Here is a 22,689-nt window from a genome sequence, read left to right as displayed (position 1 = left end):
AGGAGCCAACCCAATGGTCAAGAACCTCAACGCCGATTCCGCCGCCCGCCAGATCACCGAAGCGCTTCGACCCGTCGTTGACGTGCAGATCACACCGACGCCGGACCCGCGCCAGAGCGCGCCCGCGAAGAAGCCGCTGCCGGCCGATCTCGCTCGCGCGCTGGGACAAACACAGTCTTAAGGAGCGGCACCAATGCAATACTTCGAAGCTGGAACGTCCTCATCGCCCCCGGCAAGCATTCCATCGATTGTCAAATTCGGCGATCCCATCTGGATTGAACTCGACGGCGGTATCGGTCGACGAAAAATCACAGTCCGGTCGTCAGCGAGCGACAGCGCGGGCGAAATTGCCGTCGATGCGATGGGATACCCAGGTGCAGGCGTACAGCAGATCGCCGTTCCCGCCAACGGCGTTGCGTCGCTGGGACCGGTGCTCGCACGGGTCATTGTCAAGGTCAGCGCGACGGCCGGCTACGTGCAGGTGTCGGTGTCATGACCAAGATCGGCGAAGTAAAAAACTGGAACGAACGCGGGTTCGGATTCCTCCGCGTCGATGGTCATGAAATTTTTTGTCATATTTCAGCTCTGCCGCGCGGCACGACGAGGCTCGATGTCGGCACTCATGTGGCCTTTGACATCGGCATCAACGAGCGCACCGGCAAGCCGATGGCCACGAACGTGAGGCTCGCTTGATGTGCGACGCATTGAAAAAGATCGTCCTCGACTTCGAAGCTGCGTTGCTGAATGGCATTCGCAGCGGCGCCAATGACGATGCGCTTCGCACGCTCCGCGACAGCGCATTCGACCGGCTCCGCGAAGTGAAGGAAAGCCCGGCGCCGCCGTGCCTGGAAGCCGTCTTCGACGTCGCCGGCGAGATCGGCCGCAAGCTCGATATGGCGTTGGAGACCATCCGGAAATGACCGCCAACAATCTCGTCGCGTCGAAAAAGCACAATTGCATCTTTATCGCTACGGACGCGGCGAGCTATGACGATTCCGGCGTCGTTGGTGCGATCAAATCAAAGGTCCGCGCCGTTCCCGAATGGCCAGCCGTGATCACTGGGCGCGGCAATTCGTTCGGCTTGGACACGGCCGCCCGTGAATTGACTCGGCGCGCCTCAAGCTTCGACGATCTGATCGGCATTTGCTACCGTGAACTTCCTCTGATCGTCGAGGAATTCAAACTAGACCGGCCTTTCGAACTCAATTTGGCCGGTTGGTTTTACGGTAAGCCGATGGTGTTTTTCGTCCGGACGCCAGGCGAGCACGACAGCAGCGGCATAGGTTTGCAACCGTACTTGTGCCTCCCTGTTGGACCAACGCTATTTGGCCCCTGGCCATCTGACGAACTGATCTCGGCAGCCAGCTTCGTCAAGCCGGATCCAGATGACACCCCGGAGAACATCGTTCGCGGACTCTGCGAGCTGATCAAACTACAGCGTCGTGTCCCGGCTGATGACGGCTTTTCGCGCGTCGGCGGCTTCGCTGAGCTGACCGTGGTGAGGCCGGATGGGATCGATCGGCGAATATTTCACCACTGGCCGGACGATCTGACCGGACAGCGAATGTCGACCGGAGAGCATTGAGATGGCGCAAATCGGCATTTTTCGCATGCGTGACGCCACCAAGGCGGCCGGCGACCAACTGCGCGCCTGGCAGGAACAAGGATTAATCTCGCCCAAAAATGCGGAGGAATTCGCCGCGGCGCTGAACTACGCCAGCAAAAATATGGAGGAGTTGAGCGACCAAGCGAAGGTTGCCGGCTCGCTGCTTCCCCAATTTCAGCAGGCAATGAACGACGCCGGCAACGCGCGGAAACAGCTAGACTCGCTGGCCGTCGAGGGTATGAGCGTCAACCGCGGGTTCTTCACCACGTTCGGACAGCAAATTCGCCAGGGAGCGAGCGCATGGGACGCGTTCAAGTCGTCTGGTCTCGATGCCCTTGGAAAGATCAGTGACAAGCTGATGTCCATGGCGGCGGAAAAGCTGTTCGCGTCTGCCTTCGGTGGCTCAACAGGCGGGCTCGCGTCATTGTTCGGTCTCGGCGGCGGTACGCCCACCATGTCAGCGCCGGGCGATCTCGGCGCCGGTACGGGCGGCCTGTCGTTTCCCATGTTCGCCAATGGCGGAACGCTGCGTGGCGGCTGGGGTGTGGTTGGCGAACGCGGCCCCGAACTGATCAACGTCCACAAAGGTGGCGCAACGATCATCCCGAACCACGTTTCCAAGCCATTCCTGCCCGGCTTCGCTGACGGCGGCACGCTGGACAGCAACGGCGGCGTGCGTCGTATGGGGTTCGCGGCGGGCGGCGACACGATCAGCGCGCCTGTTTCCATCAATATCGATGCCACCGGCGCCGACCAAGCCGGCTTGGCTCGCGTGGAAAATCAGATCGCGCAGCTCAAAGCGGAATTGCCGGGGAAGATCGTGGCGACCGTGACCGATGCGAAAAAGAAGCGAGTGTTGAGATGATCAATCTAGGAAGCCTTCCACCGGACATGACTGAGCCGCCGCCGGATGCACGCGGCTGGATCGCCTTCCAACCCTCGACTGGCCGATGTTGGCGAAAGGTCGACGGCGTGTGGCTCCGAATTGAAGAAGCACTAAAGCGCATCGAGGAAAAGAAATCCAAATGACCGCTCTTTCCAGTTATTCCACCGGCACCATTGCTGTTTCCGCGGACGGAACGACCGTCACCGGCACGAGCACTCTTTGGCTGAACACCGGCAACGTCAAGCCGGGTGATCGTTTTCAGGCGGGACACTTCGAGGCGATTATCACCGACGTTGTCGATGATACGCACTTGACCATTACGCCCTGGCCGGGTTCGACGCTCAGCGGTGCTTCCTATGTCGTTTGGAAAGTGTCGCAACAGCGCATCGTCGGCGAGACCTACGCGGCCGACGTGGCGAAGGCGGTATCGGCGTGGAACACGAGCGGCTTCTTCGTTTTTGTGGACATCAACCAGACCACTCCGGATCCGTCCCTCGGTGACGACGGGCAATATGCTTTCCAGCCGACGACCGGCAAGACGTGGGCAAAGGTTGCTGGCGTCTGGTCCTTCCTCGGCATTTACAAGGCGTTCCAGCTTAAGGGCGCGTGGAGCGGCGCAACGGCTTATGCAGCCGGCGACGTCGTGACGCTGAGCGGGTCGAGCTACGTTTGTATCCTCGACCACACCAACCACACGCCGCCGAACGCCACCTACTGGCAATTGCTGGCATCGAAGGGTGACACAGGTGCGACTGGCGCTACCGGCGCGGCTGGCACGAACGCACCCACGTACGGCGGCACATCGACGACGTCGCTCGCGATCGGCACGGGCTCGAAGGCATTCACCACGCAGGCCGGTCTTGCCTATACCAACGGCGCGCGGGTACGCGCGACTGCGACCGCTGGCGCGACGGGATGGTTGGAAGGTGTCGCGACTTATAGCGGCACGACACTGACGATCACCAGTGACAAAATCAGCGGCAGCGGGACTGGCACGGCTTGGAATTTCAATGTCGTCGGCGAGCCCGGCGCGGGCGATCTGTCGAGCGCGAATAACTTGTCGGACCTGGCGAACAAGGCGACGTCGCGAAACAACCTTGGCGCGGCCGGTGCAGTAAAGAAGCAGACCTTCACGGCAAGCGGAACATATACCCCGTCCGCCAATCTGCTCTACGCGATCATTGAATGCGTGGGCGGTGGTGGCGGTGGCGGTGGGTTGAGCGGCCGTGGAGGTACATCGAACTCCACGGCCGATGGCGGCGGCGCGGGAAGCCGATCAATCAAGTTCGCCAGTGCGGCAACGATCGGCGCTTCGCAGACAGTTGCCATAGGCGCCGCCGGTTCGGGCTCTACCGGGGCGGGTGGCGCTGGCGGCGACACTTCCGTCGGCACTCTTTGCATCGGAAAGGGTGGTAGTGGAGCAGTGGGCGGGAACGCCGCGCCACCTGGCGGATTGGGGGGTGTTGCTGGGACCGGCGATGTCACAAGTACCGGAGCACCCGGAGGGCCAGGAGCAATCGGCAATAGCGCTTACAGTATTTGGGTAAGCGGCGGCCCCGGGGGCAGCAGTCCTTATGGTGGCGGCGGTCGTGGACAGTCGAATACATCCGGTGGCGCAAGCGCCGTAAACGGTGAAACCGCGACCGGCTTTGGCGCGGGCGGCGCCGGGGCCGGTGTTGCGAACAGTTCGAGTTCTGCCACCGGAGGCAACGGCTCGCCTGGGCTCGTCATCATCACCGAATTCTGTTCGAGCTAGGCAAAAACTGTACGCGCAGCGGTCTGCGGCCCGCGCGTCGCGACAAGCCTTTCTTTTGTCGAAATTCGAGCACTACCTTTTGTTTTTGAAGAATGGAGAATTCAAAGTGGCTATGGGGACAGTGAAGTGGTTCAACCCGACGAAGGGGTACGGGTTCATTCAACCTGACAACGGCAGCAAGGACGTCTTTGTTCACATCTCGGCGGTTGAGAAAGCTGGTTTCACCTCGCTCGCAGAGGGCGCCAAAGTCAGCTTCGACGTCGTGAACAATCGCGGAAAAGATTCGGCGGAAAATCTACGGATAGGTTGATAGCCTATCGTTTCTCGGCAGCATTCGCCTGCTGTTCGACGGCGGGCTGATCGGGCTTGTTCTGGTTGAGCACATCGACGAACCGGGCGTGTAGAGTTAACTCACCCTTCGAACCGTCAAGCAGAACACGAAGGCGGTGCCGCGTTCCGCCAGATCCGAGAACGATGCCATGTCGGCCGGCCATTCGCGGACCGGCCGCGGCGGTCACGATGATCCGTTGCCCTTTCACCATCTCGTTTTTGACGAGTGTAAGGTCCGTTACGTTCGGCAGGTAACGTTTGTTTGGCGGCATGGTCAGTTAGGTTTCAGGCTTCTCAGCTACTTGCCGAGCGGACAATTTAAGCTCCAACTCGGTAAGCTGCTTGATCATGCGTTCAACTATCTCGTCATAGTCGGATGGCTTTAAATTCGCGACGCCACGGGTTGTGAGTTCGTCTTTAAGAAGTGCTGCCAACATAGCCTTAACGCTCAAATGCTCCTCCGAATAATTTGCGTGCGCAATCGAGCCTTTAGCTGGATCAACGACCGCGGCCGTTTAATGCCGGGAAAGGCGCCATCTTCCCGCACTTAGACGTGTCCGCCATCTCGCCAAAGGCTTCGGCTGATGATCCGTTGATTCGAATTCCAAGCGTTTGGAGGCCGGTCATGCCGCCTTGGGAATTGCGACCGTTAGCTTCCAAGCACACACACTCGCCGTTGCCGCTAGGGCACGGCGCAACGGTGCCGATCGCAGCATCCCGAATTGAATCTGGATCTTTGAACATCCGAGATTTGCTCGCCAGGATCGCGCGTTTCGCATCGTCTTGAGTGGACGCCGCGAATCCAGAGCAGTTCAAGAGGATCAACGCGGCTGCTGCCGTCCAAAAAAGCTTCATTGTAAATTCTTCCCTCAACCTCCAACATACAAGCGCAACCGTAGGACGAGCGCAACAGAAAAACTTTGTGGAAATAATGGGTTATGTCGATAGTCAACATGAAATAAGCCGCGCCCGTGCTATTCGCCGACCATGACCCTTTGGCCAGATCAGATTGCCTACCCTCCGAGGGGAATGAGTCGCGATGAATCGGCCCGCTACGTCGGCATCAGCAACACCACTTTTGACCGCATGGTACAGCTCGGCTGGATGCCCCGGCCGAAACGGGTTTTCTCACGGCTGATATGGGACCGGCTGCAGCTCGACGCCGCGTTCACAGATCTTTCTGAGCAGCAGGCGAACCCGCTCGATAAGATTCTTGCCGCCGAAGAAGCCTGGGAACGCAAATACGAAGCGCGGAAGGGGCGCCGCACTGCCGCAGAGGCGCAAGCCGCCGCGATCAGCAAACTGAACGACCTTTCGAAAGCGGCACTTGAGCAGGCCCGCACCGAGTTGAGGGCAAAAGGCAAAGAGGCGGCACGAGCTAAAGCCCGGCCGCCTCGCAACAAGCCCTAATGCGTCCTGCGCTTCCTGAGTTCGTCCCAACGCGCAGCAACGGTGCGCTGGTCCATGAAATAGTAGTGCCGATCGCGGCGACCGCGGCGGGCCGCGTGCCATCCGATGTCGCCTTCACTGTAGCCGAGCGCCGAAAGGCTCTGGCGCAGTCCGTCGACCGCGGCCTCGCGGGCTTCTACCCTGGTCATGTGGAAACCGTACCGGCGGGCCGCCGCAAGGGATTCGCTGATGCCAGCCGGGCTTGCCTCTTTGGCGAACGTCTGCACGGCCGCCTCGTATTGGCGACGCTCAAAGATGAATTCCATAAAGGCGCCGCCGTTGGAAAAGAAAGCACCCGGAAGAGTGTAGATGTGCGTGCTGCGGGAAAGATTAATCATGTTGAACATCCTTGGGTTCTCGATGTCGACCAACGTAGAGATTCGCGAAACTATAGTCAACGATTTTTATTGACTATGGTTCGCGCGTGTCGTTGTGTTGAAAATCAACATTGTCAGTGAGGAACAGATGCCGATTACCGGTGCTCAAATTCGAGCGGCAAGAGCTTTTCTGAAATGGACGATTGCCGACCTGGCTAAAGCGGCCGGCGTCGGAATTTCAACTGTCCAAGAGATCGAAAAGGTCGACGGCGAGCCGCGAATCGATTCGACTCTGCAATGGCGATCGGCTGCGCGCGACGAGGCGATCGAAAAGGTCCAGCGCGCACTTGAAAGCGCGGGCATCACGTTCTTGCCGGCGAACGCCCAAGGCGTGGGAATTCGGGGCCACCTTGACAAAAAATGATATTCATATATTGTGGCCGTCATGGCGACCACAACTGTATACGTTGACATTCTGAGCCGGCTCTTGGGAATTCCGGTGCCGACGATCACCACCTACATCCAGCGTCTACGCGAGGACGAAACGCTCTTTCGGCGCGGCAAACAGGGGCCCGGTGCGATTGAGCCGACTGCCGCCGAAATCGCCAATCTTCTTATCGCGTTGTGCGCTACGCCCTCGACGGGACGCAGAGCACCAAATCCATTGGATGTTGTAAGAACCGCCAGGGCGGCAATCCGCCTGACAAGTGGGGCGTTTTCTTCCCGATTGGCCGAGGACATCGCCCATTTTACGTTCGCGCGAGCTGAAACATTTGGCGAGGCGCTCGAAGCACTGATTGCCGACATGCGCGACGGCACTTATGCGGAGTGGAAGGGTGATGACTATCCGCGCGCCACTGTCAGGTTTCTGGACCACGGCGGACGCATCTTCGTAAATTTACAACGTCAGAATGGGCCCATGTCGTTTGTCGTATTCCGCAACGACGACGGAGACTTCGGTGGTCCGTGCCTGAACCAAATTGCCGAACTTGACCTGTTCGCGCTGGAAGCTGTTGGCCAAGCCATGAGATCGATCGTGCCAGCACCAGCCTAAACGAAACGGCCCCGGATCAAAGTTGATGATCGCGGAGCCGCGGACGTGTTCGTAAATTGCTTGGCAGCTTTTACCTATCACGTTTCGCGATTTTTGCAATCAGAACTTGGTTCGGGGCTCCATCAAAGGAGTCCACGATGAGTCTGAATCTACCAACGATCCACGAGACCTCAGTCGGCGATACGGCAAATTGGGTGCCGCTCACCGATGAAATCGCCGACCGCCTTCATGTCGGATATTGCCTCTGGATCGACGCTCTAACTGAGATCCGGCGCCGCATGGAATACCTGCGCGATCAGCACCGGGTTGGCTGGAATCCGTCGGCTGAATTGCAACAGCGATTGGACGATCTCAACGAACGAGACGAGGTGTACGCCGCGCATCACATGGACACCGCGCGTGCCTTCCTCGACGCGGCAGACGGCGACATCAACGCGACACTTCAGGACAGGACGAACCGGCGCACGGAACTGATTGCGGCGATAGTCCGGCTTCGCCATGCCTGGGAAAATGGTTGGCAGACGGCGGACGAGTGGACGCCCGAGGAGCGCAACGAACTGACCTGGCTGATGTACTGCAATCCTGAAATGAAAAGCCTGTACCGGATCGCCGAGCAGAACACGCTCTACTTCGTCGCAAAGCTAGAAGCGCTCCGCGCCAAGACGGATCGAGAGGCGCCGGCCCTTCCCGGCAGAAACCCTTATCGCAAGACGGGCGGCGGCAATCCCTACCGCGCCAAGGCGTTCAACCCATACCGCAGGAAGCACTGATGCCTTTGATCAAATCGTCGGGGGATTTCGTCCGGGGGTTCGTTCCGCCAGACTATGTCGTCGACGGGATATTCCAGCGTCGCTTCTGCTACTCCATCACCGGAAAGACCGGCAGCGGAAAGACCGCAGTCGGGCTTTTGCTCATGGCGCACATGATCGTCGGCAGGCCGCTCGCCGGCCGGGAGGTCACAAAGGGAACTGTGCTGTACCTGGCCGGCGAAAACCCCACGGACGTGCAAATGCGTTGGCTCGGTTTGACGCAGCAAATGGGAATCGATCCGGCGGCGGCCGACGTGCATTTCATCGACGGCGTCGTGCCCTTGTCGCAGAAGGTCGAAGAGATCAAGAAGGAAGTCACCAACAGCAAATTGGAGTTGACCGCTGTATTCGTCGACACCTGCGCGGCGTTCTTCGAGGGTGACGACGACAACAACAATGTCCAGATGGGCGACTATGCCCGGCTACTACGCTCCCTTACGGAGTTGCCCGGCGGGCCGGCGGTGTTCGTGCTGTGCCACCCAACCAAGCGCGCCGGTGACGATGATCTGATCCCGAAGGGTGGCGGCGCGTTCCTAAATGAAGTCGATGGCAACGTCGGCGTGCGCAAGGACGAAACCCTGGTGGCGATCGCGGTTCAGGGGAAATTCCGTGGACCCGAGTTCGCTCCGATGCACTTCGAGTTGGCAAGCGTGCTTCACCCGCTGCTTCGGGACAGCCGGGGCAGATCGTTGCCCACTGTGATCGCAAGAGCGCTGGACGGGGCTGCCCTGGCCGCCAGGGACGTGGCCAGCGAGCGGGACGAGGACGTTCTGCTTCGGACGATCGATAAGCACCCGCGCAAAGGTTATCGCGAAGTGGCCAAGGTGATGGCGTGCAGCGAAAGCCGCGTCTACCGGCTCGGCAAGAAGCTCGAAACGCAAAAGCTCATCAAAGCGGAGCGGAACGGATGGCTGCTGACCGGCGCCGGGGAAAGGGCTCTGAACGCCATGGAATCGACTGCTTCACCCCTGAAGCACCCGCCATTTCCGCCGCCACCCTGTCCAGTGCCCACGCAAGTGAAGCAGCAGTGAAGCGCCATTGGCAAAAAGCATTATGAATCAAACTGCTTCACACTGAAGCGCTAGTTGAAGCGGCCCGATACGATGGGGGGCGTTTTCGCCCCATCATCAGGTGCTTCGCTTCACTCCTACCCTAAGGGTGAAGCAGTGAAGCAGTGATCAAAATGAGATGGACAAATGACATCAAAATTGGATTGGCAAACGAGTGGACGTTCGGTTTTCGGCGGTTCGAAGCCGCTCGTGAATTCGCGCGCTCTTTCGCATCGAATCGCGCCGCCTTGCTCGTTCGGATTGGTCAAAGTCATCTTCAATTCGCACCGATCTTTCGGCCTTGTCGCACTTCGTTTCAACCGCTTTCATTCGCGCTCACGATATTTAATCACGGGGTCTGAATTGCAACGGCTTGCATTCGCTTACAATTTCCTGCGTTAAGTTGGAATTCACTTTGCGGGGCCACTATGGGGCCACATGGCGCAATTCGCGTCGGAAATTTGCAGATGAAAACGGGACCTAAATGCACCGTCTGCGCTCATGACGAGCGTTGGCGGATTGAACTGTTGCGTGCAGGCGGCGCCTCGCTCGATAGCCTGGCCACGAAGTTCAGACTGTCGAAAGATGCGATCGGCCGCCACTGGCACAACCACGTCAGCGCCGAAATGAAGGCGTCCTATTTGGTCGGGCCGGCGCAGCTCGCCGACCTGGCTGCGAAGGCGGCCGACGAGGGCGCTTCGGTGCTCGACCACTTCCGGGCGGTGCGCACCATGCTCATGTCCCAGCTAGCCGCGACCACCGAGGCAGGCGACGCCCGCGGCGCGGCAATCGTAGCGGGGCAGCTCGTCGGCGTACTGGAAAAGATCGGCAAAGTGACCGGTGAGATTGCCACGATCGCGCAAGGCACCATCAACATTCAGAACAACGTGGCGATCGTGAACAGCCCGCAGTTCGCTAAGGTACAAGCGGCCATCCTCCGAGCCCTGGCGCCCCATGGAGCGGCGCGCGCGGCCGTAGTGGCTGCCCTGCATGAACTCGATGCGGAGACGACCACCGACGGGCTGCGACCGGGCAGGGCACCCATGGTGATTGATGCCATCGCGCTGCCGCCGTGCCCCATACCGCTCCCGGAGCCCACGCCATGACCAGCATTGCCGCCGCACTCGCCGACGCCCTTGAGGACGGTGGGTGGCGCGCCAAGGCCAGGCCAAGCCAACTGCCGCCGCCCGGCGGTTGGAACGGGTGGATGATCCTAGCCGGCCGCGGGTTCGGAAAGACGCGCGCCGGGGCAGGGTGGGTGCACGATCTGGTCGAGACCCGCCAGGCCGGCCGCATCGCCCTAGTCGCGGCCACCGCTGCCGACGCGCGCGATACGCTGGTCGAGGGCGTCTCGGGACTGCTCAACACCGCAGCGCCGCGGAACAGGCCGATCTACGAGTCGAGCAAGCGGCGCTTGACCTGGCCGAACGGTGCAGTCGCAACCACCTTTTCCAGTGAGGAAGCCGACCGGCTGCGCGGTCCGGAGCACGACGCCGCATGGGCCGACGAGCTGGCGGCGTGGACGGACGTCCAAGGCACTTGGGACATGCTGCAATTTGGCCTTCGCCTCGGGAAGCGCCCGCGCTGGCTCGTGACGACGACTCCGAGACCGATCAAGCTCCTCAAGGAACTGTTGGCGCGTCAGGGCAGGGACGTCGTGGTGACGCGCGGGTCGACCTTCGAGAACGAAGCCAACCTTGCTCCGACGTTCCTGGCGGCCGTGCGCCAGCGCTACGAAGGGACGCGCCTTGGTCGCCAGGAGCTAAACGCCGAGCTGCTATCGGACAATCCCGGCGCCCTCTGGCAATTGGACTGGCTAGATCGCGACCGCGTGTCGGCGGCACCGGAACTGCGCCGCATCGTCGTGGCAATCGATCCGGCTGTTTCGAACAACGAAGGATCCGACGAAACCGGCATCATCGTCGCCGGCGTGGCGCGCGATGGCACGGTCTACGTGCTCGAAGATTGTTCGGGCCGCTACGCGCCACACGAGTGGGCCGCAGTGGCCATCGCCGCTTACCGCCGCCACAAGGCTGACCGGATCCTGGCCGAAGTGAACAACGGCGGCGCGATGGTCGAGGCGACGATCCGCGCGCTCGACTCGCGCGTCAGCTTCAAGGCGGTGCATGCGAGCCGCGGCAAGGTGGTGCGCGCCGAACCGATCGCCGCGCTTTACGAGCAGCGCAAGGTTCATCACGTCGGCGGCTTCGATGTGCTCGAAGACCAGATGTGCGCGTTCACGAGCGATTTCGATCGCGCGCGCGTTGGATACTCGCCGGATCGGGTCGACGCGCTGGTATGGGCACTCACCGAGCTGAGCGAGCCGGTGCACACGGTCATTCGGACGGAGCTGCGGATTTAGGGTTTCTGCACGCCAGATTTTGAGGTCTTACGTTAGAACGGAATGTCGTCGTCCATAGTTGACCCGGTTTCCGAGGGCCTTGGACCGGTGATCGCAAGTGGTGGCGCAGTCGACGGCAGGCGACGCGTTGCATCCTCGTGAACTCTCGCCTCGCCAACGGCGCGAATGATGTTGGATATTAGCTTGCCAGCGACGTCTACTGATGATCCTAGCGCTCCCGGCGTACCCAATAAAGTTACCGCCAAGACTGTAACGGCCAGAAGGTTGAGGCGCTTCTTCTCAAGAGCAGATTCGAAATCGGTCAAATGCTTCAGCAAGTCACGACGCTTGCCGTCGTCCATATCTTTGTTGTTTTCGACGAGTTCGCGCAGATTAAAAACATAGACGCGAATGGTCGATTTGAATTCGGGAGATAGCAGCACTGAGTCGCGCTTTGCCCGCGCGCTGTTGTTCAAAAGAATCTGCGTCAGGTAGTGATCGAGATCTGATCGAAATTCTCTATATACATCGGAATCAAACTTAGTTGCGCGGGGCACGGATAAGGCCGCCAGCGGTTGAATCTCAAATCGTTTCGCCGCCGCGACAACAACGTTCATAAACCCGTGTTGCGCTTCGGTCCGCTTGTGCCAATCGTTTTCGTCCTCGCTTAGAGTAGTTAAATATTCCGCGAGGCGCCGCCGCGTAATCTCAACGAATTGTGTAAACGCTTCTTGTGGATCATCGTCCGGAAGGTCGTCCATTTCGTCTTGAGTTATGAAATCGAAAATCATCATCTGTCGAACTCTCAATTCGATCTATCGAGGGATTACGGTTAGTCGATATAGAACGTCGCAATCGACTAACCGAACAGATCGTCAACGCTGTAGCTACTCCAGCTCAGCGACGGCAGGGCGGGCAGTGGAGGCAACGAAGGAAGCCCCCTCATGGGAGGCAAAGACGGTAGCGATTTTAGAGATGGGAGTGACCGCATTGGAGGTAGCGGCCCGCCAGAGGCGTTTTGAGAAAATGCAACACCGTGGCCGTTGTGGTCTCTAATCCAGCCCGACGATATCCGGCCAACATGGCGACCGGATGTTGCATAGAGTTCTTCTCCATTCAGGAAGCCGATTGGCTGACCGCTCCAAGTGTAAAATGTCCCGTTGTTATCGACGTAGTGCGTTGCACGACCGGCGCGATCGTAGAAATCCTGTGCCATCAAGTTCCGTCCTTCCTCTTCGAGGAGTGCTTCTAGCGCTCCGATCGACGAATCAACGAGCGATGGTGGCATGCCCCGTATGCACGTGAACGCGCATCATGCGGCTATCCGCATTATTCACAACTCGAACGAAAGTGGCCCCGGATGTGGCCCAAGGCAGGAAACACTTTGGGATTTGAGGCAAAAAATGCCAGCTAACCTATTGATATTGTTGGTGAGCGCGCTGGGGCTCGAACCCAGGACCCCGTGATTAAAAGTCACGTGCTCTACCGGCTGAGCTACGCGCTCCCATGGCCGCTGATGGCTTTCAAGATCGATCGCCATCGTCTTCGGACATTCGAGAAGCATGTCTTGCCGCTGCCTCAACTGGCGTCGCGGGGAAAAACCGGCTGTTTCCGGATCATGCTTTCGGCCCGCGCTGTGTAGGGGGATGGGGCGCTGAGGTCAATAGTGCGAGTGGCGGCCCAAACTCTTGGCGGAGGCGGGGATTCGCTCGCGGTATCCGCCGCTTAGGCCGGAATTTTCAACTCGATTGGCGGCCCGCTATCCACGCCGAACAGCGCCGGTGGCTTGCCGGCGCGGAGGTTTCACCCGCGCCGAGAGGCCGTTCGTTCGTCAGTTCGCTTCCCGCCGGACCTCGCTCGGCACCGGCTGCGGCGTGCCGGCGGGGGTCGGCAGGGCCACGGGGCGCAGGCCGATCAGCTCGGCGGTGCGGATCGCGCTGTCGCGCCAGAACTGGAACGAGTTGATGCGGCTGAGCTCGAGGATGGCGATCGCGACCGCGGCCAGGAATGGCAGGCTTTGCAGCACCAGGACGCCGGCGAAGATGTAGATCTCGGTGATCTGGCGATAGCTGTTGGAGGCGATCAACACGCCGGCGCCGATCACCAGCAGGGTGCCGATCACGGCCTCCCAGAACGCCTGAAACTCGATCGACATCCTGGACAGGCCGCCCTTGGAGGTGCGCGCGAACGCGATGTGCTCGGTGATCAACCCTTGCGCGACCGCGCGCGACACCGTCCATTGCACGCTCATCGCCGCGATCATCGCGCCCATCATCTGGCCGGGTTTGATCGCGACGCGCGCGCGGTACATCGACAGGAAGTGCGCGAGCGAGACGATGAAAGCGCCGATGATCGGCAGCGTCAGGATCTTGTCGGGGATGGCGATGTCGGCGAAGGCGACGATCGGAACCCAGATGAGGTTGAGCAGCGCCACCACCACGCCGAGGCTCTCGGCGCCGAGCCAGTTCAGCCAGCCCAAGCCATATTCGCGCTTCTGGTCGGGCGTCAGCCGGCTGCGGCCGGGCAGGAAGTTCCGCCAGTGCTTCTTCACGATCTGGAGGCCGCCATAAGCCCAGCGGTGACGCTGCTTCTTGAAGGCCTCGTAGGTGTCGGGGAGCAGGCCCTGGCCGTAGCGGTGATTGGTGTAGTGGGTGGTCCAGCCGAGTTGCTGGATCGCGAGGCCGAGATCGCTGTCCTCGCAGATCGTGTCGGATGACCAGCCGCCGGCCATGTCCATCGCGGCGCGGCGGATCAGGCACATCGTGCCGTGCACGATGATGGCGTTGGCCTCGTTGCGCTGGACCATGCCGATGTCGAAGAAGCCGGCATATTCGCCGTTCATGATGTAGTGCATGATCGACAGGTCGCCGTCGCGATGCTCCTGCGGCGCCTGCACGAGGCCGACGCGCGGGTCGGCGAAAGCCGGCACGAGGTCCTTCAGCCAGTCGGGATCGACGACATAGTCGGCATCGAGGATGCCGATGATCTCGGCATCGACAGCGGTGCGGTCCATCGCGATGCGTAGCGCGCCGGCCTTGAAGCCCTGCACCTTCTCGGCGTTGATGAACTTGAAGCGTTCACCGAGCGCGCGGCAATGGTCCTGGATCGGCTGCCAGAAGGCGGGATCGGGCGTGTTGTTGATGATGACGACGCATTCGTAGTTCGGATAGTTCAGCCGCGACAGCGCATCGAGCGTCTGCTTCAGCATCTCGACCGGCTCGAAATAAGCGGGGACGTGGATCGAGACCTTCGGGTAGTAATTCTCGGGAACGTTCTCGACCGGCTTGCTCTTGGAGAGCAGCCGCTGCGGCGGCCGGCCCAAGGCCACCGCCGCGATCTCGTCGACGCGCGCCATCGCGATGAGGACAAGGGGAACAAGCAGGATCATGCCGAGCGTGAGCGCGAAGGCCGAGCCGAAGATGAAATAGTGGTCGTTCCAGAACGCGAACACGGTCGCGGCCCAGGCGCCGACGCCGTTGGCGGTCGCCGACAGCAGGAACGCCTGCCTGGCGGTCGGCTGCTCCAGCCGCAGGATCGGCAGCGACAGGAGGATGCCGACCAGCAGCGCAATTCCCATCAGCTTCCAGTAGTCGGGATTCTCGACCGGTCCGGTCCAGGCGAATTTCGGCTCGCGGCTGGCGTTCAGGATGCCCCAGTACGGACCGACGCCGCCCTCGAAATATTTCCAGGGCTGATCGATGGCTTCGACGATGTTGTATTCCATGCCGATGGCTTCGGCGCGGCTGACGAAGTTGCGCAGGGTCAGCGCCTGCTGGAACGGACCGGGGTCGGCGTTGCGCAGGTTGTAGCCCTGGCTCGGCCAGCCGAATTCGGCGATCACGATGCGCTTGCCCGGGAACAGATTGCGCAGCAGGTTATAGCGGTCGACGGCCTGGTCGACCGCCTGGTCCGAGCGGAAGTTTTCCCAATAGGGCAGCACGTGGGCGGCGATGAAGTCGACGTTGGAGGCAAGGTCGGGATTGTCGCGCCAGATGTTCCAGATCTCGCCGGTCGTGACGGGCACGCGGACCGAGCCCTTGACCTTCTTGATCATGTCGATGAGGTCTTCGACCTTCTGCTCGCCGCGGTAGATCACCTCGTTGCCGACCACGACGCCGACGACGTTGCTGTTCTTGCGGGCGAGTTCGATGGCGGCCTTGATCTCGCGCTCGTTGCGATCCTTGTCCTTGTCGATCCAGGCGCCGACGGTGACCTTGAGGCCGAACTCGGCCGCGATCGGCGGCACCAGCTCGACGCCGCCGGTGGACGAATAGAGACGGATCGCGCGCGTCATCGTCGACAGCGTCTTCAGGTCGGCGCGGATTTTCTCGACGGTGGGGATGTTGTCGATGTCGGGGTGCGCCGCGCCTTCGAACGGGGCGTAGGAGACGCTGGGCAGCAGGCCCTTGAAGTCGGGCGCGGGTTCCTTGTCGCGCAGGACTCCCCAGATGCCGGCGTGAAGCACGGACACAAGCAACAGAACGGCGGCGACAACGCGCATCGCGGCTAAACCAAAAGGGGCTGAGGTGGCAGGGAAGCGGATCCGACCCCGAGATCCGACCGAGTCCGCGGCAAGTGGAGCATACCTCTGCCGCGCGGTTTCACAACTGTCATGGCCTCATGACCGTATGAGGGCATGACAGTTTCGAAATGTGCGGCAGTGCCAACCGCTTCTATCGCCGATCGTTCCTGAACGGCGGCTGAAACGATCGCGGCTATTTCGAGGGCGCCGGTGTCGGGCTGGCCGCAGGCGCGGGGCTCGCGGCCGGCTGCGGGGCCGGCGAATTGCCCGTGGTTGGCGCCGCCGGCTGGGAGGCGCTGGCTGACGCCTGCTGCGGCTGGGATGCCGGGTTGATCCAGCAGGCGTGCACGCGGCTGTCCAGGGTCTCGGCGACCTTGGGATCGATCTGGCCGCCAAAGCGGGTCAGGCAGCGGAAGGCGGCCTGGATGTGGCCGCCGGGGCAGCCGAAGCGGTCGTAGAGGTCGAGATGGCGGAACGCGGTATCGAGGTCGTCGCGCCACATCAGCCGCACCACGCGCCGGCCGAGCCAGACGCATTCGGGGTTGCCGGCCGGGCCGTTGATGACCTGGGCTGCTTCGGCGAACTCGTCGGTGCGGCGCTGGTTCTGGGCGGCGTCCTTGGCGGCGGCATCGGCGGGCTGGGTGGCTGCCTTGCCCTGGTCCGGGGCGGGCGTGCCGCTCTGGGCGGAGGCGCCACCGAGACCGACCATCACGACCAGGGAGGAGACGGCCAAGGTGGCGGCGAACTGCCGCAGGACCGCATTTCGTAACTCGAACACCCGTTGCCGCATGAATTCCCCAATATATCAGCTGACCGCCCGCGCCAGGACCTCGCGGACTCGCCGGTGATGGCGTCCAAATGGGTCCCCAATGCGGCGGCAAAGTCCTGCCGAGTCCATGACCTGAATTTGAAATTTTGTCCAGCAAAGTCACGATCCTAGGCCTCTGTCGAACGGCCGCAGGTAAATTCCTCGGGGGAGGGAAGGATCCATCCCGGACACACCCCTTGGCAGATGGCGCGTGAGCAGGTAATCGACGGCACCTCGCGGAGGACGGAACCGATTTCTCTTCGTACGCCACTGGCGCTTCTGCTCGTTTCACTGGGTGCGATTGCTGCCGTGTGGTGGTGGCTGGCCACGCCAATCACGCTCGCGCGCGCCCCGATCGACCCGGCCGACAAGGTCCAATGCGTCTCCTATGCGCCGTTCCGCGGGGAACAGTCGCCGCTGAACGCGTGGACCCATATCGAGGCCGACCAGATCGAGCAGGATTTGCGCCAGCTCAAGGAGATCACTGACTGCGTCCGCACCTATTCGATGGAGAACGGGCTCGACCAGGTGCCGGCGATCGCCGCCAAGGTCGGCGGGCTGAAGGTGCTCCAGGGCATCTGGCTCTCCAGCAACCGCGCCAAGAATTTTGAGCAGGCCGCGCTCGCCGTCCGCCTTTCCAAGGAATTCCCCGGCATCATCACCAGCGTCATCGTCGGCAACGAGGTGCTGCTGCGCGGCGAGATGACGACGGCGGACCTCGTCTCCATCATCCGCTCGGTGAAGGCGCAGGTCAGCGTGCCCGTCACCTATGCCGACGTCTGGGAGTTCTGGCTCAGGAATCGCGAGGTCTATGACGCCGTCGACTTCGTCACGATCCACATCCTGCCTTATTGGGAGGATGTTCCGGTGAAGGCGAAGTTCGCAGCGAGCCATGTCGAGGCGATCCGCGAGCGCATGGCGGTCGCGTTCCCCGGCAAGGAGATCCTGATCGGCGAAACCGGCTGGCCCAGCGAAGGGCGCATGCGCGAGGGCGCGCTGCCGTCGCGCACCAACCAGGCGCGCGTCGTCTCGGAAATCCTGGGCCTGGCGAAAGCGAACAAGTTTCGCGTCAATCTGATCGAGTCCTATGACCAGCCCTGGAAGCGCAAGCTGGAAGGCACCGTCGGCGGCTATTGGGGCCTGTACGACTCGGTGCGCCGGAACCTGAAATATCCGCCGGGCCAGCCGATCAGCAATTTCCCGTACTGGAAATGGTACATGGGCGCCGGCATGGGCCTCTGCGTGCTGGTGTTCGCGGTCGCCGGCCTCACGCTGCGCAGGCGGCCGTGGACGCCGCGCTTCTCGGCCTGGCTCGGCGTCGCGATCTCGGCGACGTCAGCGGGCACCCTGCTCGGGATCGGCGCCGACAAGATGTACTATGAGAGTTACGGCATCGGCGGCTGGCTGCACTGGGGCGCGCTGCTTCTGGCCGGCATCCTGTCGCCGATCTTCTGCGCGCAGGCGATGGTGATCGGCCGCAGCCTTCCGACCTTCCTCGATCTGCTCGGCCCGCGCGAGGGCCGCAAATGGTCGAAGCTCACCGCCGTGCTCGGCCTGACGCTGGCGGTGACCGCGGTGATCGCGGCGCAGACCGCGCTCGCCTTCGTGTTCGACTCGCGCTACCACGACTTCCCCTACGCCTCGCTGACGATGGCGGTGGTGCCGTTCGCGGTGCTGATGCTGAACCGGCCGCAGATCGGCCAGCGTCCGATGGCGGAATCGGTATTCGCGGGCCTGCTCACGCTGGCGGCCGCCTATGTGCTGTTCAACGAGGGCCGCGAGAACTGGCAGTCGCTGTGGACCTGCGCGATCTACTTGCTGTTCGCGTTCACGCTGTGGCGGGCGCGGGCCGAGCAAATCCAAGAATGAACAGGCCGATCGCAAGGCCCGACAGCACGACATTGTAGAGCACGATGCCGAGGCCGGCGGCGACGATGCCGGCGGTCAGCAGCACGATCGACGGCCGCATCAGGTTCAGCGTCGCAACCACCAGCGCGACGATGCCGAACACCGAATTCTTGAACAGTACCGTCGAGACTGTGCGCGCCTTGCAGATCAGCGTCTGCAGGCCGGCGTCACAGGCGAGGCCGACGGTCGAGTTCTCGATGCCGAGATAGCGCAGATAGATCGCATAGCCGACGGACACGAAACCGACGACGATCAGGAACTGCACCTGGTAGGGCGTGAGGCGGAAGGGCTTTTTTGTCATGGGCGCAATATGGTCGGGATGACGGGAGGGGGCAACAGGCGAGGTGGATATTTCTGGTCGCTTGCGCTGTTCGACGAGTCATTGGTCGACGGCCATTGACGCCCCAATTTGATGAGAGGCCGCAGTGATCTAACTCGTGCGCGTCCCTACCGCCTGAAGAACGACGACAGCGTCGATCCCGCCGAGGCCGTCTCCGGTTTCGCTGGTGCGGCCGGCGGCTGAGGCGCGGGTGCAGGTGCGGGCTCCTCGCGCTTCGACGAGCGTTTTGAGGAGTAGCTGCGGCGGCGCTTCTCCGGTTTGGCGGCAGGCGCGGGGGCCGGCGCGGTCTCGGCTTGCGGCACCGCGTCCAGGTTCTTCTCGGAGTTCTTCTCCTGAACCCGGTCCTGAGTCTTCTCTTGTCCCTTCTCCGCTCCGCCGCGCATCGAGAGCCGCTGGCCGTCGAACACGGTGGTTTCGCAATGGCGGTCGTTCTCGGCGAGGCCCGCGCAGAGCTTTGCAGCGGCTGCCGCATTGATGAGGGGGCCGGCGCCCAAACGGAGCTGCATGCCGAGGCCGGCATTGCCTTCCTTGATCATGATGATCGGCCGCAGCGCCGCGATCTCCGGATTGGACTTGGTCAGGCCGCGCCAGAGCGCGCGCAGGCCGTCGAGCGAGTTGGCGCCGCCGAGGTCGATGGCGAAGCGGGTCTGCTGGACCGCGATTGCAGGGGCCTCGCTCTCGGCCGTCTCCGGCGGCTTGGCTGGCGCCGCTGCGACCTCGGTCGTCGCCGGCGCCTGCTCGGGCTTCTTCTCGGCGGCCTTCTCAGTCGTCTCGGGCTGCGTCAGCTTCGATGCGGCGGGATCAGGTGGCGCCATGATCGACTTGGATGGCACCAGCGGAAGCATCGGCAGTGCCGACGTTGTCAGCGGCGACTGCGACACCAGCGACGCCATGGCGGCGTTCTGCGGCGGCGGGATCAACTGGTCCTTTGCGGCCTCCTTCACAGCGTCTTTTGTCGGCTCCTTCGCCTGGTCCTTCGCGGCTGCCGCGCGCGGCTTGTCACTTGGGGGAGCCGGCGTCGAGGCGACCGGCGCGACGGTCGGCGCCGCGGGCTGGGTGTCAGGCGCCGGCGCGTCCTGCGGTTTCGCGCCCTGCTTGGCGATGGCGCCGGTGACGGAATCCATCCCTTGCTCGAGCACGGTGACGCGCGAATAGAGCCGGTCACGATCGGTGTTCAGCGTCTCGATGGCGGAGGCGAGGCGGCGGGCCTCGTTCTGGCTCTCCTTGGTCAGCATCTGGAGCCGGTCGGCCTGGCGCGACAGATCGGCCGACGCAACCTGGTCACGGCGCCAGCCGAGCTGGGCCTGATTGGCCATCACGGCCATCACGACGGCGCCGACGGCAACCACGCCCCACGCGCCCAGCCGCCACATCATGCTGCGGTCGACCGCGCTTTCCTCGGCCAGAAGTCCGGAGAACAGCCCGCCGGTCTCCTTGGCCCCGAAGGCGTCCGCCAGTGGGTCGGAATCCTTTGCCATGAACGTTAAGTGCCCAGCCCCGAACTGCTTCCCCGAATCAATCAGGGAACATTAACAGGAAAACCCCGTCGCACTTGAATTCCGGGCGTTTGCGGGGGTAGCAAGGCGACAGCTCATGACGGCATCGGCCTGGCGCCGCCCGTTGATTCGGCCATGTTTGACAGGATTTCGATGACCGCCCGTTCCAGCCTCACGATCGTACTCGCCGCCGGCGAAGGCACGCGCATGCGATCGAACCTGCCGAAAGTGCTGCATCCGGTCGCCCACCAGAGCCTGCTCGCGCACGTGCTCGCCGCCACACCGAAGGGAACCGGCACCTCGCTCGCCGTCGTGATCGGCCCCGACCATCAGGCGGTCGGGGACGAGGCGAAACGTATCCGTCCCGATGCGCTCACCTTCGTGCAGGCAGAACGGCTCGGCACCGCGCATGCGGTGCTGGCGGCGCGCGAGGCGATTGCGCGGGGCGCCGACGATCTGCTGATTGCCTTCGGCGACACGCCGCTGATCTCGGCCGAGACCTTTGCGCGGCTGCGCGCGCCGCTCGCGAAGGGCGCAGCAATCGCAGCGCTCGGCTTTCGCGCTGCCGATCCCACCGGCTACGGCCGCTTCATCGTCGAGGGCGACCGTCTGGTCGCGATCCGCGAGCATGCCGATGCCAGCGCGGACGAGCGCAAGATCGATCTGTGCAATGCGGGCCTGATGGCGATCGACGGGCGCCGTGCACTCGCGATCCTCGACAAGATCGGCAATGCGAATTCGAAGGGCGAATATTATCTGACCGACGCGGTCGGCGTCGTTCGTGAACAGGGATGGGAGGCCGTCGTGATCGAGACCAGCGAGGACGAGGTGCGCGGCATCAACACCAAGGCGCAGCTCGCGGAGGCCGAAGGCGTGATGCAGGCGCGCTTGCGCAAAGCGGCGATGGACGCAGGCGTCACGCTGATCGCGCCCGAGACCGTTTATCTGTCCGCCGATACCGTGTTCGGCAATGACGTCACCATCGAGCCGTTCGTGGTGATCGGTCCGGGCGTGTCGATCGCCGACGGCACGGTGATCCATTCCTTCTCGCATATCGTGCAGACCACGCTCGGCAAGAACGTCTCGATCGGCCCCTATGCGCGGCTGCGACCCGGCACCTCGCTCGGCGACGGCGCGCGGATCGGCAATTTCGTGGAAACCAAGGCCGCGACGCTGGAGGCCGGCGTCAAGGTCAACCATCTCTCCTACATTGGCGACGCCACCATCGGCGCCAATTCCAACATCGGCGCCGGCACCATCACCTGCAACTACGACGGCTTCAAGAAGCACAAGACGGTCATCGGGCAGGGCGCCTTCGTCGGCACCAACTCATCGCTGGTCGCACCGGTGAAAATCGGCAACGGCGCCTATATTGGCTCCGGCTCGGTGATCACCCGCGACGTGCCCGACGACGCCATGGCGCTGGAGCGCAATCAGCAGACGATCCGGGAAGGCGGCGCTGCGCGCTATCGCGAGATGAAGACCGGCGGCAAGAAGCCGGAAAAGAAGCCGGAGAACTGAGCGCCAACTGCGGTGTCGTCTCGCTTTGTGCGCGATCTCTTCAGTTTTCTGATCGACACATTCGTCACGGGCATGGGGCGACTGCTGCTACGGGAGATGAACGAGTACGATCCGCCCGAGATTTTGGCCCTCGTCATCGGGCTGGCGTTCTGGGCGCTCGTCGTTTTCCTCGTGTATGCTGCGGTGCTGGGGTGGTGAGGCTTCCGCTACTCGTCGTCGGAGAATTCCGAGAAGATCGCGCGCGTCAGGCGCCAGCCGCGCGGCTTGGCGCGCTTGGCCGGCTCACCGGCAGCGTGCTTGACGAAGACGGGTTTGCTTTCCTTGCCGCGCTGGGGCGGGGGCCAATGCGCTAGATGCGTGCCCGTGGTTTCACTGGCGCGCAGGAACGTCGATGACAGACCTTTGCGGTCGGATGAGCCTTTCATGGCCTTATTCTCCTGTCCCGGAATCGTTGGCCAAACTTGTTGACAAGGAGTTAATGCGCGCGGTTTAAGGCC

At 62.2% G+C, this 22,689-nt stretch carries 28 protein-coding genes and 1 tRNA gene; 18 read left to right on the top strand and 11 right to left on the bottom strand.

Annotated elements, in window-relative coordinates; genetic code table 11:
* Positions 1-13: 13 nt before the first annotated feature.
* The 8 genes from ABIB95_RS18535 (at position 14) to ABIB95_RS18500 (ending at position 4,558) form a co-directional block, all read left to right on the top strand.
* Entirely contained in the window at positions 14-181 is a 168-nt protein-coding gene (locus ABIB95_RS18535; RefSeq protein WP_354241075.1) for a hypothetical protein, read from the top strand.
* A 12-nt stretch (positions 182-193) separates the two neighbouring features.
* A complete protein-coding gene (locus tag ABIB95_RS18530; RefSeq protein ID WP_354241073.1) occupies positions 194-496 on the top strand; it encodes a hypothetical protein in 303 nt (100 codons plus the stop codon).
* Positions 493-693, top strand: a complete 201-nt coding sequence (locus ABIB95_RS18525; RefSeq protein ID WP_354241071.1) for a cold-shock protein — start codon at positions 493-495, stop codon at positions 691-693. Before ABIB95_RS18530 ends, ABIB95_RS18525 begins: the two co-directional genes overlap by 4 nt.
* Positions 694-704: 11 nt before the next feature.
* Positions 705-920: a hypothetical protein gene (locus ABIB95_RS18520; protein WP_354241069.1), complete on the top strand. Its 216-nt coding sequence runs from the start codon at positions 705-707 to the stop codon at positions 918-920.
* Positions 917-1,585, top strand: coding sequence for a hypothetical protein (locus tag ABIB95_RS18515; protein WP_354241067.1), 669 nt, complete (start codon positions 917-919; stop codon positions 1,583-1,585). The genes ABIB95_RS18520 and ABIB95_RS18515 overlap by 4 nt, the downstream gene beginning before the upstream one ends.
* A gap of 1 nt (position 1,586) precedes the next feature.
* A complete protein-coding gene (locus ABIB95_RS18510; RefSeq protein WP_354241065.1) occupies positions 1,587-2,471 on the top strand; it encodes a hypothetical protein in 885 nt (294 codons plus the stop codon).
* A gap of 160 nt (positions 2,472-2,631) precedes the next feature.
* On the top strand, positions 2,632-4,248 hold the full coding sequence (locus ABIB95_RS18505) for a carbohydrate-binding protein (RefSeq protein ID WP_354241063.1): 1,617 nt from the start codon (positions 2,632-2,634) through the stop codon (positions 4,246-4,248).
* Between the two features lie 106 nt (positions 4,249-4,354).
* Positions 4,355-4,558 (top strand): cold-shock protein, encoded by a 204-nt coding sequence (locus ABIB95_RS18500; protein WP_354241061.1) that lies wholly within the window; start codon positions 4,355-4,357, stop codon positions 4,556-4,558.
* Between the two features lie 4 nt (positions 4,559-4,562).
* Here ABIB95_RS18500 and ABIB95_RS18495 read toward each other — a convergent pair whose 3' ends face one another.
* Positions 4,563-4,850 (bottom strand): hypothetical protein, encoded by a 288-nt coding sequence (locus tag ABIB95_RS18495; RefSeq protein ID WP_354241059.1) that lies wholly within the window; start codon positions 4,848-4,850, stop codon positions 4,563-4,565.
* 226 nt (positions 4,851-5,076) lie between these two features.
* Positions 5,077-5,433 carry a hypothetical protein gene (locus tag ABIB95_RS18490; protein ID WP_354241057.1) on the bottom strand — a complete coding sequence of 119 codons (357 nt, stop codon included), beginning with the start codon at positions 5,431-5,433 and terminating at the stop codon, positions 5,077-5,079.
* Between the two features lie 174 nt (positions 5,434-5,607).
* Between ABIB95_RS18490 and ABIB95_RS18485 the strand changes: the two genes are divergently transcribed.
* Positions 5,608-5,988 (top strand): hypothetical protein, encoded by a 381-nt coding sequence (locus ABIB95_RS18485; protein ID WP_354241055.1) that lies wholly within the window; start codon positions 5,608-5,610, stop codon positions 5,986-5,988.
* On the opposite strand, the gene ABIB95_RS18480 is transcribed toward ABIB95_RS18485, so the two are convergent.
* Positions 5,985-6,398 carry a hypothetical protein gene (locus ABIB95_RS18480; RefSeq protein ID WP_354241053.1) on the bottom strand — a complete coding sequence of 138 codons (414 nt, stop codon included), beginning with the start codon at positions 6,396-6,398 and terminating at the stop codon, positions 5,985-5,987. The genes ABIB95_RS18485 and ABIB95_RS18480 overlap by 4 nt on opposite strands.
* A 64-nt stretch (positions 6,399-6,462) precedes the next feature.
* On the opposite strand from ABIB95_RS18480, the gene ABIB95_RS18475 reads away from it, so the two are divergent.
* From ABIB95_RS18475 to ABIB95_RS18450, 6 genes are all read left to right on the top strand, one after another.
* Positions 6,463-6,768 carry a helix-turn-helix domain-containing protein gene (locus tag ABIB95_RS18475; protein ID WP_354241051.1) on the top strand — a complete coding sequence of 102 codons (306 nt, stop codon included), beginning with the start codon at positions 6,463-6,465 and terminating at the stop codon, positions 6,766-6,768.
* A gap of 75 nt (positions 6,769-6,843) precedes the next feature.
* On the top strand, positions 6,844-7,398 hold the full coding sequence (locus ABIB95_RS18470) for a hypothetical protein (protein ID WP_354241049.1): 555 nt from the start codon (positions 6,844-6,846) through the stop codon (positions 7,396-7,398).
* A 137-nt stretch (positions 7,399-7,535) separates the two neighbouring features.
* On the top strand, positions 7,536-8,168 hold the full coding sequence (locus tag ABIB95_RS18465) for a hypothetical protein (protein ID WP_354241047.1): 633 nt from the start codon (positions 7,536-7,538) through the stop codon (positions 8,166-8,168).
* Complete coding sequence (locus ABIB95_RS18460) at positions 8,168-9,238, top strand: AAA family ATPase (protein WP_354241045.1); 1,071 nt, start codon at positions 8,168-8,170, stop codon at positions 9,236-9,238. Before ABIB95_RS18465 ends, ABIB95_RS18460 begins: the two co-directional genes overlap by 1 nt.
* 485 nt (positions 9,239-9,723) lie before the next feature.
* The gene (locus ABIB95_RS18455; protein WP_354241043.1) at positions 9,724-10,362 is read left to right on the top strand and encodes a hypothetical protein; all 639 of its coding nucleotides are present in this window, start codon (positions 9,724-9,726) and stop codon (positions 10,360-10,362) included.
* Positions 10,359-11,618, top strand: a complete 1,260-nt coding sequence (locus tag ABIB95_RS18450) for a DNA-packaging protein (protein ID WP_354241041.1) — start codon at positions 10,359-10,361, stop codon at positions 11,616-11,618. Before ABIB95_RS18455 ends, ABIB95_RS18450 begins: the two co-directional genes overlap by 4 nt.
* A gap of 32 nt (positions 11,619-11,650) precedes the next feature.
* On the opposite strand, the gene ABIB95_RS18445 is transcribed toward ABIB95_RS18450, so the two are convergent.
* The 5 genes from ABIB95_RS18445 to ABIB95_RS18430 all read right to left on the bottom strand — a co-directional run bounded on the left by ABIB95_RS18445 (position 11,651) and on the right by ABIB95_RS18430 (position 16,909).
* Positions 11,651-12,391, bottom strand: a complete 741-nt coding sequence (locus ABIB95_RS18445) for a hypothetical protein (protein ID WP_354241039.1) — start codon at positions 12,389-12,391, stop codon at positions 11,651-11,653.
* Positions 12,392-12,456: 65 nt separating this feature from the next.
* Positions 12,457-12,813, bottom strand: coding sequence for a 4-fold beta flower protein (locus ABIB95_RS47375; RefSeq protein ID WP_502917842.1), 357 nt, complete (start codon positions 12,811-12,813; stop codon positions 12,457-12,459).
* Positions 12,814-13,025: 212 nt separating this feature from the next.
* A tRNA-Lys gene (locus tag ABIB95_RS18440) sits at positions 13,026-13,101 on the bottom strand.
* 327 nt (positions 13,102-13,428) lie between these two features.
* Positions 13,429-16,098, bottom strand: a complete 2,670-nt coding sequence (locus ABIB95_RS18435) for a glycosyltransferase (RefSeq protein ID WP_354241037.1) — start codon at positions 16,096-16,098, stop codon at positions 13,429-13,431.
* A 214-nt stretch (positions 16,099-16,312) separates the two neighbouring features.
* Complete coding sequence (locus tag ABIB95_RS18430; protein ID WP_354241035.1) at positions 16,313-16,909, bottom strand: beta-1-3, beta-1-6-glucan biosynthesis protein; 597 nt, start codon at positions 16,907-16,909, stop codon at positions 16,313-16,315.
* 222 nt (positions 16,910-17,131) lie between these two features.
* On the opposite strand from ABIB95_RS18430, the gene ABIB95_RS18425 reads away from it, so the two are divergent.
* Complete coding sequence (locus ABIB95_RS18425) at positions 17,132-18,796, top strand: glycoside hydrolase family 17 protein (protein ID WP_175627350.1); 1,665 nt, start codon at positions 17,132-17,134, stop codon at positions 18,794-18,796.
* Here the strand turns inward: ABIB95_RS18425 and ABIB95_RS18420 are convergent.
* Together ABIB95_RS18420 and ABIB95_RS18415 are read right to left on the bottom strand one after the other, a co-directional pair.
* On the bottom strand, positions 18,756-19,136 hold the full coding sequence (locus ABIB95_RS18420; protein WP_354241033.1) for a hypothetical protein: 381 nt from the start codon (positions 19,134-19,136) through the stop codon (positions 18,756-18,758). The two genes, ABIB95_RS18425 and ABIB95_RS18420, sit on opposite strands and share 41 nt — an antisense overlap.
* Positions 19,137-19,282: 146 nt before the next feature.
* Complete coding sequence (locus ABIB95_RS18415) at positions 19,283-20,653, bottom strand: hypothetical protein (protein WP_354241031.1); 1,371 nt, start codon at positions 20,651-20,653, stop codon at positions 19,283-19,285.
* Positions 20,654-20,824: 171 nt separating this feature from the next.
* On the opposite strand from ABIB95_RS18415, the gene glmU reads away from it, so the two are divergent.
* On the top strand, positions 20,825-22,192 hold the full coding sequence (gene glmU, locus ABIB95_RS18410; RefSeq protein ID WP_354241161.1) for a bifunctional UDP-N-acetylglucosamine diphosphorylase/glucosamine-1-phosphate N-acetyltransferase GlmU: 1,368 nt from the start codon (positions 20,825-20,827) through the stop codon (positions 22,190-22,192).
* 12 nt (positions 22,193-22,204) lie between these two features.
* Entirely contained in the window at positions 22,205-22,390 is a 186-nt protein-coding gene (locus ABIB95_RS18405; RefSeq protein ID WP_208086891.1) for a hypothetical protein, read from the top strand.
* An 8-nt stretch (positions 22,391-22,398) separates the two neighbouring features.
* Here ABIB95_RS18405 and ABIB95_RS18400 read toward each other — a convergent pair whose 3' ends face one another.
* Positions 22,399-22,617, bottom strand: coding sequence for a hypothetical protein (locus tag ABIB95_RS18400; protein ID WP_071913760.1), 219 nt, complete (start codon positions 22,615-22,617; stop codon positions 22,399-22,401).
* Between the last annotated feature and the right edge of the window lie 72 nt (positions 22,618-22,689).

It is taken from the genome of Bradyrhizobium sp. LA2.1 (assembly GCF_040547725.1).
Classification (GTDB): Bacteria; Pseudomonadota; Alphaproteobacteria; order Rhizobiales; family Xanthobacteraceae; genus Bradyrhizobium; species Bradyrhizobium barranii.
This window is presented reverse-complemented; position numbering and strand designations above follow the sequence as displayed.

What these genes read in the sequence shown, in the direction of transcription:
- ABIB95_RS18415 (WP_354241031.1), bottom strand. Translation starts at nt 20,653, where the DNA reads ATGGCAAAGGATTCCGACCCACTGGCGGACGCCTTCGGGGCCAAGGAG.
- ABIB95_RS18435 (WP_354241037.1), bottom strand. Translation starts at nt 16,098, where the DNA reads ATGCGCGTTGTCGCCGCCGTTCTGTTGCTTGTGTCCGTGCTTCACGCC.
- ABIB95_RS18465 (WP_354241047.1), top strand. Translation starts at nt 7,536, where the DNA reads ATGAGTCTGAATCTACCAACGATCCACGAGACCTCAGTCGGCGATACG.
- ABIB95_RS18530 (WP_354241073.1), top strand. Translation starts at nt 194, where the DNA reads ATGCAATACTTCGAAGCTGGAACGTCCTCATCGCCCCCGGCAAGCATT.
- ABIB95_RS18510 (WP_354241065.1), top strand. Translation starts at nt 1,587, where the DNA reads ATGGCGCAAATCGGCATTTTTCGCATGCGTGACGCCACCAAGGCGGCC.
- ABIB95_RS18485 (WP_354241055.1), top strand. Translation starts at nt 5,608, where the DNA reads ATGAGTCGCGATGAATCGGCCCGCTACGTCGGCATCAGCAACACCACT.
- ABIB95_RS18535 (WP_354241075.1), top strand. Translation starts at nt 14, where the DNA reads ATGGTCAAGAACCTCAACGCCGATTCCGCCGCCCGCCAGATCACCGAA.
- ABIB95_RS47375 (WP_502917842.1), bottom strand. Translation starts at nt 12,813, where the DNA reads ATGGCACAGGATTTCTACGATCGCGCCGGTCGTGCAACGCACTACGTC.
- ABIB95_RS18490 (WP_354241057.1), bottom strand. Translation starts at nt 5,433, where the DNA reads ATGAAGCTTTTTTGGACGGCAGCAGCCGCGTTGATCCTCTTGAACTGC.
- ABIB95_RS18425 (WP_175627350.1), top strand. Translation starts at nt 17,132, where the DNA reads ATGGCGCGTGAGCAGGTAATCGACGGCACCTCGCGGAGGACGGAACCG.
- ABIB95_RS18460 (WP_354241045.1), top strand. Translation starts at nt 8,168, where the DNA reads ATGCCTTTGATCAAATCGTCGGGGGATTTCGTCCGGGGGTTCGTTCCG.
- glmU (WP_354241161.1), top strand. Translation starts at nt 20,825, where the DNA reads ATGACCGCCCGTTCCAGCCTCACGATCGTACTCGCCGCCGGCGAAGGC.
- ABIB95_RS18515 (WP_354241067.1), top strand. Translation starts at nt 917, where the DNA reads ATGACCGCCAACAATCTCGTCGCGTCGAAAAAGCACAATTGCATCTTT.
- ABIB95_RS18430 (WP_354241035.1), bottom strand. Translation starts at nt 16,909, where the DNA reads ATGCGGCAACGGGTGTTCGAGTTACGAAATGCGGTCCTGCGGCAGTTC.
- ABIB95_RS18505 (WP_354241063.1), top strand. Translation starts at nt 2,632, where the DNA reads ATGACCGCTCTTTCCAGTTATTCCACCGGCACCATTGCTGTTTCCGCG.
- ABIB95_RS18450 (WP_354241041.1), top strand. Translation starts at nt 10,359, where the DNA reads ATGACCAGCATTGCCGCCGCACTCGCCGACGCCCTTGAGGACGGTGGG.
- ABIB95_RS18400 (WP_071913760.1), bottom strand. Translation starts at nt 22,617, where the DNA reads ATGAAAGGCTCATCCGACCGCAAAGGTCTGTCATCGACGTTCCTGCGC.
- ABIB95_RS18455 (WP_354241043.1), top strand. Translation starts at nt 9,724, where the DNA reads ATGAAAACGGGACCTAAATGCACCGTCTGCGCTCATGACGAGCGTTGG.
- ABIB95_RS18420 (WP_354241033.1), bottom strand. Translation starts at nt 19,136, where the DNA reads ATGACAAAAAAGCCCTTCCGCCTCACGCCCTACCAGGTGCAGTTCCTG.
- ABIB95_RS18495 (WP_354241059.1), bottom strand. Translation starts at nt 4,850, where the DNA reads ATGCCGCCAAACAAACGTTACCTGCCGAACGTAACGGACCTTACACTC.
- ABIB95_RS18445 (WP_354241039.1), bottom strand. Translation starts at nt 12,391, where the DNA reads ATGATGATTTTCGATTTCATAACTCAAGACGAAATGGACGACCTTCCG.
- ABIB95_RS18525 (WP_354241071.1), top strand. Translation starts at nt 493, where the DNA reads ATGACCAAGATCGGCGAAGTAAAAAACTGGAACGAACGCGGGTTCGGA.